This is a genomic window from Pseudomonas sp. Pseusp49, from assembly GCF_059491875.1.
This window is the reverse complement of the sequence record NZ_CP168514.1, coordinates 1260713-1274020: the sequence shown is the minus strand read 5'-3', so window position 1 is coordinate 1274020 and position 13308 is coordinate 1260713. Positions and strand designations below refer to the sequence as shown.

The 13308-nt window shown below is 60.0% G+C and carries 13 protein-coding genes; 1 reads left to right on the top strand and 12 read right to left on the bottom strand.

Annotated elements, in window-relative coordinates; translation table 11 throughout:
* Window positions 1–18: 18 nt before the first annotated feature.
* From surE to ACEN83_RS05475, 5 genes are all read right to left on the bottom strand, one after another.
* Entirely contained in the window at window positions 19–768 is a 750-nt protein-coding gene (gene surE / locus ACEN83_RS05495) for a 5'/3'-nucleotidase SurE (RefSeq protein ID WP_258684425.1), read from the bottom strand.
* Entirely contained in the window at window positions 756–1814 is a 1059-nt protein-coding gene (gene truD, locus ACEN83_RS05490; protein ID WP_495579715.1) for a tRNA pseudouridine(13) synthase TruD, read from the bottom strand. The genes surE and truD overlap by 13 nt, the downstream gene beginning before the upstream one ends.
* Window positions 1811–2284, bottom strand: coding sequence for a 2-C-methyl-D-erythritol 2,4-cyclodiphosphate synthase (gene ispF, locus ACEN83_RS05485; RefSeq protein WP_495579714.1), 474 nt, complete (start codon window positions 2282–2284; stop codon window positions 1811–1813). The genes truD and ispF overlap by 4 nt, the downstream gene beginning before the upstream one ends.
* Window positions 2285–2327: 43 nt before the next feature.
* Window positions 2328–3179 carry an S-formylglutathione hydrolase gene (gene fghA, locus ACEN83_RS05480; RefSeq protein WP_495580847.1) on the bottom strand — a complete coding sequence of 284 codons (852 nt, stop codon included), beginning with the start codon at window positions 3177–3179 and terminating at the stop codon, window positions 2328–2330.
* Between the two features lie 85 nt (window positions 3180–3264).
* Complete coding sequence (locus ACEN83_RS05475) at window positions 3265–4377, bottom strand: S-(hydroxymethyl)glutathione dehydrogenase/class III alcohol dehydrogenase (protein ID WP_015093777.1); 1113 nt, start codon at window positions 4375–4377, stop codon at window positions 3265–3267.
* Between the two features lie 107 nt (window positions 4378–4484).
* Here ACEN83_RS05475 and ACEN83_RS05470 point away from each other — a divergent pair, with 107 nt between their 5' ends.
* The gene (locus ACEN83_RS05470) at window positions 4485–5381 is read left to right on the top strand and encodes a LysR family transcriptional regulator (RefSeq protein WP_495579713.1); all 897 of its coding nucleotides are present in this window, start codon (window positions 4485–4487) and stop codon (window positions 5379–5381) included.
* 84 nt (window positions 5382–5465) lie between these two features.
* Here ACEN83_RS05470 and ispD read toward each other — a convergent pair whose 3' ends face one another.
* From ispD to ACEN83_RS05435, 7 genes are all read right to left on the bottom strand, one after another.
* Window positions 5466–6173, bottom strand: a complete 708-nt coding sequence (gene ispD, locus ACEN83_RS05465; RefSeq protein WP_116583000.1) for a 2-C-methyl-D-erythritol 4-phosphate cytidylyltransferase — start codon at window positions 6171–6173, stop codon at window positions 5466–5468.
* Complete coding sequence (ftsB, locus tag ACEN83_RS05460) at window positions 6170–6448, bottom strand: cell division protein FtsB (protein ID WP_116582999.1); 279 nt, start codon at window positions 6446–6448, stop codon at window positions 6170–6172. The genes ispD and ftsB overlap by 4 nt, the downstream gene beginning before the upstream one ends.
* Before the next feature lie 171 nt (window positions 6449–6619).
* Entirely contained in the window at window positions 6620–7909 is a 1290-nt protein-coding gene (eno, locus tag ACEN83_RS05455) for a phosphopyruvate hydratase (protein ID WP_015093774.1), read from the bottom strand.
* 156 nt (window positions 7910–8065) lie between these two features.
* Window positions 8066–8911 carry a 3-deoxy-8-phosphooctulonate synthase gene (gene kdsA / locus ACEN83_RS05450; protein WP_007970708.1) on the bottom strand — a complete coding sequence of 282 codons (846 nt, stop codon included), beginning with the start codon at window positions 8909–8911 and terminating at the stop codon, window positions 8066–8068.
* 5 nt (window positions 8912–8916) lie between these two features.
* Window positions 8917–10548, bottom strand: coding sequence for a CTP synthase (gene pyrG, locus ACEN83_RS05445; protein ID WP_007970707.1), 1632 nt, complete (start codon window positions 10546–10548; stop codon window positions 8917–8919).
* A gap of 274 nt (window positions 10549–10822) precedes the next feature.
* A complete protein-coding gene (gene tilS / locus ACEN83_RS05440; protein WP_495579712.1) occupies window positions 10823–12151 on the bottom strand; it encodes a tRNA lysidine(34) synthetase TilS in 1329 nt (442 codons plus the stop codon).
* Between the two features lie 128 nt (window positions 12152–12279).
* Window positions 12280–13227: an acetyl-CoA carboxylase carboxyltransferase subunit alpha gene (locus tag ACEN83_RS05435; protein WP_007978369.1), complete on the bottom strand. Its 948-nt coding sequence runs from the start codon at window positions 13225–13227 to the stop codon at window positions 12280–12282.
* Window positions 13228–13308 lie beyond the last annotated feature (81 nt).

Below are 13308 nucleotides of genomic sequence, written 5' to 3'. Positions count from 1 at the left end.
CGTCTTGTTCGCGACCCATCAGCGCAGCCCCTCCAGCCAGCCGTCCAGACTCCTGAAGGCATCATTGAAGGTGCGATCCAGCTGCAGCGGCGTGATCGAAACATATCCCTGCATCACCGCATGGAAATCGGTCCCCGGACCACCGTCCTCGGCATCCCCCGCCGCGGCGATCCAGTAACCGGACTTGCCCCGTGGATCTACCACCTTCATCGGTGCTGCGGCTCGGGCGCGATGCCCCAGGCGAGTCAACTGAATACCGCGGATACGGTCCAGCGGCAAATTGGGAATGTTCACATTCAGTACCGTTCGCGGTGGCAGATCCAGCTCGGCATGGGCTTCGACCAGCTTGCGCGCGAAATGGGCAGCGGTGGGAAGGTTCTCTACCTGGCGTGAGACCAGCGAAAAGGCAAACGAAGGGTGTTTCAGGAAACGCCCCTCGAGGGCCGCCGCCACCGTGCCGGAATACAGGACATCGTCCCCCAGGTTCGCGCCCAGGTTGATACCGGAAACCACCATGTCCGCTTCGCGCTCCAGCAGGCCGTTGAGGCCAAGGTGCACACAATCGGTTGGCGTGCCGTTGAGGCTGATAAAGCCGTTGGCAAGGGTTTGCGGGTGCAACGGACGGTCGAGCGTCAGCGAACTGCTGGCGCCGCTCTTGTCCTGGTCCGGGGCGATAACCACGCACTCGGTGTAATCCGCCAACGCAGCATAAAGCGCGGCGAGACCGGGTGCTGTTACCCCATCGTCGTTAGAAATCAGAATACGCATGGGCTGTCCGTCTGCCCCACCGGCACCAGATCAACAAGCTCGCGCACCAATACGGTGGCGAAGCATCCGGCCGGCAGGACGAATTCCAGTTGCAGAATGTCAGGCTCGGGATAATGCCACGTCAACCCGCCAATGGGCAGCCGCAGGATGCGACGTTCGTGGCTCATACCGGCGTTGATCAGCCAATCACGCAAATCCGCTTCGCGTGCGGCGATGGCCTGCTCCAGTTCATGGACAGCGCCCGTGGCCGGCGAGTCACCTTCGCCCCACTGCGGACCGGTCGGGTGCAGATCGAGAATCGCCAGGCGCGGGTCGCTGCACTCGGCTTCGCCTGCCGGGAAAAAACTGCGGCTGTCGGTGAACGCCAGCAGATCGCCCACCTGGGCACGTTGCCAGGTGCCGTCGGCGACACGTGCGGCCAATACCTGGTTGAACAGAAAACTGCGCGCCGTGGAGAGCAGCCGCGAGCGTACGTTGCGCTGCTCCGGCAAGGCCTTGCGCGCGGCCCAGGCGCGAGCATCGACGACGTTGCCGCCGTCATGGCCGAAACGCTGGGCGCCGAAATAATTGGGGATGCCTTGTTTGGCGATCAGTTGCAGGCGCTCTTCAAGCGCAGGCTTGTCACCGGCGAACTGCGTCAGGCGCAAGGTGAAGCCGTTGGCAGAGTGCGCGCCACGTTGCAGCTTGCGCTTGTGGCGAGCGGTCTTGAGGATCTTCAGCGTATCGTTTTCCGCGGCTTTCAGATCAGGGTCGGCCTTGCCCGGCAGCTGCACGCTGAACCACTGGCGAGTCAACGCCTGACGGTCCTTGAGCCCGGCATAACTGACGGTACGCAAAGGCACGCCCGCAGCCTTGGCAATCCGTCGCGCCGCCTCTTCAGTATTCAGGCCGCGCTTTTCCACCCAGATCCACAGGTGCTCGCCTTCGCCACTGAGGGGAATGTCGAGGACTTCGTCGACCTGGAAATCTTCCGCGATCGCTTTCAGGACGGCCGTGCCGAGGGCTTCACCGTAAGCCCGCGGGCCGAGCAATTGCAGTTCGTTCATGCGCGCAGCAACAAGGCAACGGAGTGCACGGCAATGCCCTCTTCGCGACCGACAAAGCCGAGCTTTTCGGTGGTGGTAGCTTTCACGTTCACTTGATCCAACTCTACTTGAAGATCCGCGGCAATCAGCGCGCGCATCGATTCGATATGCGGGGCCATTTTCGGTGCCTGGGCGACGATGGTGTTGTCGACGTTGCCGACTTTCCAGCCCTTGGCATGGACTAGCTCGACGACGTGACGCAACAGCGCACGGCTGTCGGCGCCCTTGAATTGCGGGTCGGTATCCGGGAAATGCTTGCCGATGTCGCCCAGCGCCGCGGCGCCGAGCAAGGCATCGCTCAAGGCGTGCAAGAGGACGTCACCGTCAGAGTGGGCGAGCAGCCCGAAGCTGTGTGCAATGCGCACACCGCCCAGAGTGATGAAATCGCCTTCAGCGAAACGGTGCACATCATAGCCGTGGCCAATACGCATAAAAAAACGCCCCGATTTTTGTCAGGGCGTGATTCTACCTGCATTAGCCAACCAGAGCATGCGCGTGATGCCGCAAGTGCTCTTCGATGAAACTGGCGATAAAGAAATAGCTATGGTCATAGCCCGGTTGCAGGCGCAACGTCAGCGGATGACCGGCCAGTTTGGTCGCCTGTTGCAAGGCTTCAGGCTTGAGCTGGGTGGCGAGAAAATCGTCGCGATCCCCTTGGTCGACCAGCAGCGGCAGCTTTTCATCGGCCTCGGCAATCAATGCGCAGGCATCCCATTCACGCCATTTCGAACGGTCCTCTCCCAGATAGCGGGAGAAGGCTTTCTGCCCCCACGGGCAATCCATCGGATTGTTGATGGGCGAGAACGCCGATACCGAACGATAACGCCCCGGGTTGCGCAAAGCACAGACCAGCGCGCCGTGGCCACCCATGGAATGTCCGCTGATGCCGCGCTTGTCCGACGCCGGGAAATGGGCTTCAACCAATGTCGGCAATTCCTGCACAACGTAGTCATGCATCCGATAGTGTCGCGACCAGGGTTCCTGGGTGGCATTCAGGTAGAACCCGGCGCCGAGGCCGAAGTCCCAGGCGCCATCCGGATCGCCCGGCACATCAGGACCGCGAGGGCTGGTGTCCGGCGCGACGATGATCAGCCCCAACTCGGCGGCCATGCGCATGGCGCCGGCCTTCTGCATGAAGTTCTCGTCGGTGCAGGTCAGGCCGGACAACCAGTACAGCACCGGCAGCTTGCCGCCCTGCTCCGCCTGCGGCGGCAGATAGACGGCGAACACCATGTCGCAGCCGAGCACTTGCGAGCGATGGCGATAGCGCTTGTGCCAGCCACCGAAGCTTTTCTGGCAGGAGATGTTTTCCAGGCTCATGGGAATCCTCCCAGCTGCAAGCCACAAGCTTGAAGCTGCAAGTCGAGGCGCGCTCTCTTGCAGCTCATGGCTTGCGGCTTACCGCTGCTTTTTAGAAATGAATGACGGAGCGGATGCTTTTTCCTTCATGCATCAGGTCAAACGCTTTGTTGATATCTTCCAGGCCCATGGTGTGGGTGATGAAGGTATCCAGCGGAATCTCGCCGGTCTCGGCCATTTCCACATAGCTCGGCAACTCGGTACGGCCACGCACGCCGCCGAACGCCGAACCGCGCCAGACGCGGCCGGTGACCAACTGGAACGGACGGGTGGAGATTTCCTGGCCGGCACCGGCAACACCGATGATGACCGACTCGCCCCAACCCTTGTGGCAGCACTCCAGTGCCGCGCGCATCAATTGCACGTTGCCGATGCACTCGAAGGAAAAGTCGACGCCGCCGTCGGTCATGTCGACGATGACTTCCTGGATCGGACGATCGAAGTCTTTCGGGTTCACGCAATCGGTTGCACCCAACTGTTTGGCGATCTCGAACTTCGCCGGGTTGATGTCGATGGCGATGATGCGGGCAGCCTTGGCTTTGACCGCGCCAATCACAGCCGACAGACCGATGCCGCCGAGGCCGAAAATGGCCACGGTATCACCCGGTTTCACCTTGGCGGTGTTGAGCACGGCGCCGATACCGGTAGTGACACCGCAACCCAGCAGGCAGACTTTTTCCAGTGGTGCTTCCTTGGCGATTTTCGCCACGGAAATCTCCGGAAGCACGGTGTACTCGGAGAAGGTCGAAGTACCCATGTAGTGGAAAATCGTTTCGCCCTTGTAGGAAAAACGCGAAGTGCCGTCCGGCATCAAGCCTTTGCCCTGGGTCGCGCGAATCGCCTGGCAGAGGTTGGTCTTGCCCGACAGGCAGAATTTGCACTGGCGACATTCCGGGGTGTACAGCGGGATCACATGGTCGCCTACCGCCACGGAAGTCACCCCTTCGCCGATGGCTTCTACGATCGCCCCGCCTTCGTGACCGAGGATCGACGGGAAGATGCCTTCCGGATCAGCACCGGACAAGGTGTAGGCATCGGTATGGCAGACACCGGAGGCCACCACGCGCAGCAAGACTTCGCCGGCCTTGGGCATGGCGACATCGACTTCAACGATTTCGAGGGGTTTCTTGGCCTCGAAGGCAACGGCGGCGCGCGACTTGATCATGATGGCTCTCCAGTGAATAAAAACGAGACAGGGAGTGTAATCCATGGCTCAGCGATGAATAATCGACGTAAATGCAAAATATTATTGCCACACAGGGATAATCATCGATGTCCGAAAACCGCTGGGAAGGGATCGACGAGTTTGTCGCCGTTGCCGAGTGCAACCAGTTCACCGCTGCGGCGGAACGTCTGGGGGTTTCGTCCTCCCATATCAGTCGACAAATCGTACGCCTCGAAGAGCGCCTGCAAACCCGTTTGCTCTACCGCAGCACCCGCCGGGTCGCGCTGACCGAGGCCGGGCAAACGTTCCTGCAACATTGCCAACGCTTGCAGGACGGCCGCGAAGAGGCGCTACGCGCGGTGGGTGACTTGACCAGCGAGCCCAAAGGCATGCTGCGCATGACGTGCGCCGTGGCTTACGGTGAACGCTTCATCGTGCCGCTGGTGACCCGCTTCATGGGGCTGTATCCGCAATTGCGCATCGATATCGAATTGACCAACCGGCAACTCGACCTGGTACATGACGGCCTCGATCTGGCGATCCGCCTCGGGCGCCTGCAGGATTCACGGCTGGTGGCCACCCGCCTCGCGCCACGGCGCATGTTTCTCTGTGCATCACCCTCCTACGTTGAGCGCTACGGCCGGCCGCACAGCCTGTCGGAACTCAGCCGCCACAACTGCCTTGTCGGCAGTTCGGATCTTTGGCAACTGGAGCAGAACGGGCGGGAATTTTCCCAGCGAGTCCAGGGAAACTGGCGCTGCAACAGTGGGCAAGCGGTACTGGACGCGGCGCTACAGGGTGTGGGGTTGTGTCAGTTGCCGGACTATTACGTGCTGGAGCATTTGAAGAGCGGCGCATTGATTTCGTTGCTGGAGGCGCATCAACCGCCGAACACCGCGGTTTGGGCTCTTTATCCACAGCAACGGCATTTGTCGCCGAAGGTGCGCAAGTTGGTGGATTTTTTGAAGGAAGGGTTGGCCGAGCGGCCGGAGTATCGGGTTTGAGATCAAAAGATCGCAGCCTTCGGCAGCTCCTACAGGGGGGATCCGTACCCGAACCCTGTAGGAGCTGCCGCAGGCTGCGATCTTTTAACGACGATTAGCCCAACGCTGCCTCAACCATTCAAGATCTTCGGGACGCGTCACCTTGAGGTTATCGGACCGCCCTTCGATCAGGCGTGGTGCCGAACCGGCCCACTCCATGGCCGAAGCTTCGTCGGTAATAACGGCATCGGCCACCAGGCTGTCCGCCAATGCCCGATGCAACGCCCCAAGGCGAAACATCTGCGGCGTGTAGGCCTGCCAGATCACACTGCGATCCACGGTTTCGAGCACACGACCGTGCTTGTCGACCCGTTTGAGCGTATCCCGTGCCGGAACCGCCAGCAGTCCGCCAACAGGGTCGTCAGCCAGTTCAGCCAGCAGCTTGTCCAGATCGTCACGACTTAGGTTCGGCCGTGCGGCATCGTGAACCAGTACCCAATCCTCATTATCAGCGCCCTGCGCATGCAGGTGCAGCAAGGCATTGAGCACCGACCCGGAACGTTCGGAACCGCCTTCGACCCGGGCAATACGCGGATCTCTGGCACACGCCAGGTTCGGCCAATAAGGATCGTCGACAGCAAGACTGACCACCAGGCCTTTCAGGCAAGGATGATCAAGGAAACAGCCGAGGCTGTGTTCGAGAATAGTGCGCCCGCCCAGTTGCAAGTATTGCTTGGGACGGTCCGCGGCCATACGGGCACCGACGCCCGCGGCAGGAATCACGGCCCAGAAGGCCGGTAACGTCTGGTTCATTGCGCCAGCTGGTAAAGGGTTTCACCATCCTTGACCATGCCCAGCTCATGGCGAGCCCGTTCTTCAACGGTCTCCATGCCCTTTTTCAACTCACTGACTTCGGCGTCCATTACCCGATTGCGCTCCAGCAATGTCTGGTTCTCAGCTTGCTGATCCGCGATCTGCTGCGTCAACTCGGCCACTTGCGCCAGACTGCCGTTTCCCACCCACAGGCGGTACTGCAGGCCAGCCAGCAACAAAAGCAGGATGAGGAACAACCAATTGGGACTGCGCATCGAATATCAGGTATCCAGTGAAAAAAGACAGCCATGCCAAACGTGAAGCTTCTGATAGCACGAAGCCTGGAAGAACCAGGCTTGTGCTGATAAGGCATCAGATTAGTGGCAAAAACGTCGCTGTAGCGATTTTTCCGACACAATCCGGTGTCTTTTTTACCACGTACTTACTCAGCCGCGGAATTCGCCGCGACCGTTGTACTTGGCCTTGCCGTTCAACTGCTCTTCGATACGCAGCAGTTGGTTGTACTTGGAAACGCGATCGGAACGGCACAGGGAGCCGGTCTTGATCTGGCCAGCCGAGGTACCCACGGCCAGGTCGGCAATGGTCGAATCTTCGGTTTCGCCGGAGCGGTGCGAGATCACGGCGGTGTAACCGGCAGCCTTGGCCATCTGGATGGCTTCCAGGGTTTCGGTCAGGGTGCCGATCTGGTTGAACTTGATCAGGATCGAGTTGGCGATCTTCTTGTCGATGCCTTCTTTCAGGATCTTGGTGTTGGTGACGAACAGGTCGTCGCCTACCAGTTGGGTCTTCTCGCCGATCTTGTCGGTGAGGATCTTCCAGCCAGCCCAGTCGGACTCGTCCAGGCCATCTTCGATGGAGATGATCGGGTAACGCTCGGTCAGGCCTTTGAGGTAGTCGGCGAAACCTTCGGCGGTGAATACCTGGCCTTCGCCGGACAGGTTGTACTTGCCGTCTTCGTAGAATTCGCTGGCCGCGCAGTCCAGGGCCAGGGTCACGTCGGTGCCCAGCTTGTAACCGGCGTTGGCCACGGCTTCGGAGATCACTTTCAAAGCGTCTTCGTTGGAAGCCAGGTTCGGCGCGAAACCACCTTCGTCACCGACGGCAGTGCTCAGGCCACGGGCCTTCAGCACGGCTTTGAGGTGGTGGAAAATCTCGGTGCCCATGCGCAGACCTTCCGAGAAAGACTTGGCACCAACCGGCTGAACCATGAATTCCTGGATGTCGACGTTGTTATCGGCGTGCTCGCCGCCGTTGATGATGTTCATCATCGGAACCGGCATCGAGTAGACACCCGGGGTGCCGTTCAGGTTGGCGATGTGAGCGTACAGCGGCAGGTCCTGGTCCTGTGCTGCGGCCTTGGCGGCAGCCAGGGAAACGGCGAGGATCGCGTTGGCGCCCAGGGAACCTTTGTTTTCAGTACCGTCGAGCTTGATCATTGCCAGATCGAGCGCTTTCTGGTCGCTTGGGTCCATGCCTTTCAACAGGTCCTTGATCGGACCGTTGATGTTGGCTACGGCCTTCAGAACACCCTTGCCCAGGTAACGGCTCTTGTCGCCATCACGCAGCTCGAGCGCTTCACGCGAGCCAGTGGAAGCACCGGACGGCGCGCAGGCGCTGCCGATGATGCCGTTATCGAGAAGCACGTCCGCTTCCACGGTGGGATTGCCACGGGAGTCGAGAACTTCACGACCTTTGATGTCGACGATTTTAGCCATTGTTGTAAACACTCCAAAGTTGACGAAAACGACGCAGCTGTAGGAAATCTTTGATCGTCGGCAAGCGAGGTGCAGCGGGCAGTCTTGCAGACGACAAGGCTCAGGCCCGAGGGCCAGAGCGTTAAATCGTGCGGTACTTTACCGGAGAATTGAGGATTACGCGGTTTCTACCGTCGGAAAACTCTTCACCAGTTCGTCCAGGGCTTTGAGCTGGGCCAGGAATGGCTCCAGTTTGTCCAGGCGCAAGGCGCAAGGACCGTCACATTTGGCGTTGTCCGGATCCGGGTGGGCTTCCAGGAACAGGCCGGCCAGCGATTGGCTCATGCCAGCCTTCGCCAGGTCGGTGACCTGGGCGCGACGACCACCGGCGGAATCGGAGCGACCGCCAGGCATTTGCAGCGCGTGGGTCACGTCGAAGAACACCGGGTATTCGAACTGCTTCATGATGCCGAAGCCGAGCATGTCGACGACCAGGTTGTTGTAGCCGAAGCTCGAACCACGCTCGCAGAGAATCAACTGATCATTACCCGCTTCCACGCACTTGTTCAGGATGTGCTTCATTTCCTGAGGGGCGAGGAACTGGGCTTTCTTGATGTTGATCACGGCGCCCGTTTTGGCCATTGCGACCACGAGGTCGGTCTGGCGCGACAGGAAGGCCGGCAACTGGATGATGTCGCAGACTTCAGCGACGACCGCGGCCTGGTCAGGCTCGTGGACGTCGGTGATGACCGGCACGCCAAAGGCTTGCTTGATGTCCTGGAAGATGCGCATGCCTTCTTCCAGGCCAGGACCACGATAGGAGGTCACAGAAGACCGGTTCGCCTTGTCGAAACTGGCCTTGAACACGTAAGGGATACCGAGCTTTTCGGTGACCTTCACATACTCTTCGCAAACCTGCATGGCCATGTCACGGCTTTCCAGCACGTTCATGCCGCCGAACAGCACCATGGGTTTGTCGTTGGCAATCTCGATGTCGCCGACGCGGATGATCTTCTGTGCCATCGGGGTTACGCCTTCTTCTGGTGTTGAGCCAACGCAGCCTTGACGAAACCGCTGAACAGCGGATGACCGTCGCGTGGCGTCGAGGTGAACTCAGGGTGGAACTGGCAAGCGACGAACCATGGATGATCCGGTGCTTCAACCACTTCAACCAGTGCGCCATCCCCGGAACGACCGGAGATTTTCAAACCGGCTTCCATGATTTGCGGCAGCAGGTTGTTGTTCACTTCGTAGCGATGACGGTGACGCTCGACGATCACGTCCTTGCCGTAGCAACCATGAACCAGGGAACCCGGCTCCAGCAGGCAATCCTGCGCACCCAGGCGCATGGTGCCGCCCAGATCGGAAGCTTCGGTACGGGTTTCGACCGCGCCGGTGGCATCTTCCCACTCGGTGATCAGGCCCACGACCGGGTGGCCGCTTGCACGATCGAACTCGGTGGAGTTGGCGTCTTTCCAGCCCATCACGTTACGGGCGAACTCGATAACGGCCACTTGCATGCCCAGGCAGATACCCAGGTATGGAACCTTGTTTTCGCGAGCGTACTGGACGGCAGTGATCTTGCCTTCAACGCCACGCAGACCGAAGCCGCCAGGTACCAGGATGGCGTCGACGCCTTCGAGCAGCGCGGTGCCCTGGTTCTCGATGTCTTCGGAATCGATGTAGCGCAGGTTGACCTTGGTACGGTTGCTGATGCCGGCGTGACTCATCGCTTCGATCAGCGACTTGTAGGCGTCCAGCAGCTCCATGTACTTGCCGACCATGGCGATGGTGACTTCGTGCTCAGGGTTAAGCTTGGCGTCGACCACGGCTTCCCACTCGGACAGATCGGCACCGCCGCATTGCAGGCCGAAGCGCTCGACGACGAAATCGTCCAGGCCCTGGGAGTGCAGGATGCCCGGGATCTTGTAGATGGTATCGGCGTCTTCCAGCGCGATCACCGCACGTTCTTCAACGTTGGTGAACTGCGCGATCTTGCGACGCGACGACACATCGATCGGGTGGTCGGAGCGGCAGACCAGCACGTCTGGTTGCAGGCCGATGGAACGCAGTTCCTTCACCGAGTGCTGGGTTGGCTTGGTCTTGGTTTCACCGGCAGTGGCGATGTACGGCACCAGTGTCAGGTGCATCAGCATCGCGCGCTTGGCGCCGACTTCGAAACGCAGTTGGCGGATCGCCTCGAGGAACGGTTGCGACTCGATGTCACCCACGGTGCCACCGATCTCGACCATGGCCACGTCAGCGTCGCCGGCACCCTTGATGATGCGGCGCTTGATTTCGTCGGTGATGTGCGGGATCACCTGGATGGTTGCACCCAGGTAGTCACCACGGCGCTCTTTGCGCAGCACGTGTTCGTAGACACGGCCGGTGGTGAAGTTGTTGTTCTGGGTCATGGTCGTGCGGATGAACCGCTCGTAGTGGCCCAGGTCCAGGTCGGTCTCGGCGCCGTCGTGGGTGACGAACACTTCACCGTGCTGGAACGGGCTCATGGTGCCCGGGTCGACGTTGATGTACGGGTCCAGCTTCAGCATGGTGACCTTAAGTCCCCGCGCCTCCAGGATGGCCGCCAATGATGCCGATGCAATGCCTTTCCCCAATGAAGAAACAACACCGCCCGTGACGAATATGTAGCGCGTCATGAAAAACCCTAGAAGTCTGCGTTAAAGCGGTCCGAGCCGCCGGGGAAAGCGAAGGAAGGCCGAAGCCCCCGATCACCTGCATTAATCACAGTGCACCTTTCAAAAAAACCGCCGCGTTGGGACAGACCGGGAAATGAATCACCGGTTCGTTGCTCGCTACACATTTTTTGGAATCGCCCAGCAAAGACTGCTTGGTAATCGGCAACTCCTGCAATTCAGGCGAATCCACAGAAGTTGTATCAAGAAGGGAGCGTAGTCTACCGGAAAGCCCCTTTCAGCTCAAACCTTGATCTTCGTTCAGTGGCTGCCAATGCAAATGCCAGTTACCGATCGCACCACCATCGAGCCCGTTGAGGTTCGCTACCGCCAGCAATTGCCCGTCTTTGTAGAGCAGCGGCAATCTGCCGCGCACGAAGGACGGTACAGCGTTTTCATTGAGCAAACGTTTCAGATCCCGATGGCCACGGCCTGGCAACGCCATGACCTCTCCCCCTTCACGATAGCGGATCTGTAACGGGCCATCGGGGATTTGCCCGGTGAGCGACAGCATGCCGTTGTCCGGAATTACCAGTGGTGAACGCGGGTCCTGCCACGTTCCGGCGACAGGCAGAGGGCGCAACCAGCGGCCCGACAACCACCAGATTCGCCCGCCAGCCCGATGCAGCTCGCCATCGGCCAGCCGCCACACCGGGCAGGCATCGCCGCTGGCGTCGCGCAAATCCTCCCAACCCGACCAATGGTCAGTGTCCGGCAGGCGGGTCAGCGGTTCGAGCCAATGACTCAAGGCATTGCGCTGGCGGGCAGCGGAGAGTTGTGCAAGCGACGCCAGCTCAAGGGATCGCAAGCCCAGCCAGGCGAACTCACTGACAGAGTTGGCCTCACGCAAATCCATGTCTGCCAGTTCTTCGAGCAACCCCTGCGCTTCACTCAGATGCGCTGCGCTGCGGGCCATGGTTGCCACCGCTTGTGGCCAGCGCCGGGTCAATGCGGGGAAGACTTGATGCCGCAGGTAGTTGCGCGAGTACTGCCGGTCTTCGTTTGAAGGATCTTCGATCCAGTTCAAGCCATGCTCGTCGGCATAGGCCTCCAGTTCAGCCCGCGTGACATCAAGCAATGGCCGCAGCAGATGGCCCTTGCCCAACGGGCGTTGACGCGGCATACCCGACAGCCCGCGCACGCCGGCCCCACGCAACAAACGGAACAACAAGGTTTCCGCCTGATCGTCGCGGTGCTGGGCGGTCAGCAGCACGTCATCGGCTTGCGTCACAGAACTGAAGATTGCGTACCGCGCATCCCGCGCTGCCCGCTCCACACTCGCCCCCGGTTGCACCGTCACCCGCTCCACCTGCAACGGGATGCCCAGTTCGTCGCAGACCGACTGACAATGTTGCGGCCATGCGTCTGCCGCAGCCTGAAGACCGTGATGGATATGGATGGCGCTCAGGCTCGGGAGGGATTCGGTGTTTGCGAGATAGGCAAGCAGATGCAGCAGGACGGTGGAATCGAGACCACCGGAGAATGCAATTCGCCAATGTGCAGCATGGAGCCATGGCTCAAGATTCAGCAAAAGCCGGGAAGGCAGATCACTCTTCGAAGGATTCATAGAGATTGACCGCTTCTAATGGAGCCCTGTAGGAGCTGCCGAAGGCTGCGATCTTTTGACCTTGATTTAAAAAACAAGATCAAAAGATCGCAGCCTTCGGCAGCTCCTACAAGGTGCAGCGAGGTCCGTTAGAGACCGTAGCTCATCAGACGATCGTAACGGCGCTTGAGCAGCGCGTCGTTGTCGAACTTCTTCAGCATCGCCAGCTGCGAGCTCAGCTCGGCGCGGATCGATGCAGCGGCAGCAGCCGGGTCACGGTGTGCGCCACCCAATGGTTCGCCAATCACCTTGTCCACGATGCCCAGACCCTTGAGGCGCTCGGCGGTGATGCCCATCGCTTCTGCGGCATCCGGTGCCTTCTCGGCGGTTTTCCACAGAATCGAAGCGCAACCTTCCGGCGAAATCACCGCGTAGGTCGAGTATTGCAGCATGTTCAGCTGGTCGCAGACACCAATCGCCAAAGCACCACCGGAACCACCCTCACCGATCACGGTGGCGATGATTGGGGTTTTCAGGCGCGCCATGACCCGCAGGTTCCAGGCAATCGCTTCGCTCTGGTTGCGCTCTTCAGCGTCGATGCCAGGGTAGGCGCCCGGGGTGTCGATGAAGGTCAGGATCGGCATCTTGAAGCGTTCGGCCATTTCCATCAGGCGGCAAGCCTTGCGGTAGCCTTCCGGACGCGGCATGCCGAAGTTGCGGCGAACCTTCTCGCGCACTTCACGGCCCTTCTGGTGGCCGATGACCATGACCGGCTTGTCGTCCAGACGGGCGATGCCGCCAACGATGGCCGCGTCGTCGGAGAAGTGACGGTCACCGTGCAGTTCGTCGAACTCGGTGAAGATGTGTTCGATGTAGTCCAGGGTATACGGACGTTTCGGGTGACGTGCCAGGCGTGCGATCTGCCAACTGGTCAGCTTGCCGAAAATGTCTTCGGTCAGCGTTTTGCTCTTGTCCTGCAGGCGGGAGATCTCATCGCCGATATTCAGCGAATTGTCATTACCGACCAAGCGCAACTCTTCGATCTTGGCTTGCAGGTCGGCGATCGGCTGTTCGAAATCTAGAAAATTCGGGTTCATAGGCGTCCGTCTTGGGTCGAGTCCCAAGGAGTCTTGGGCCGGCCGGTTGTCTATTCGCGCCCTACCTTAAGGGACAGGCGC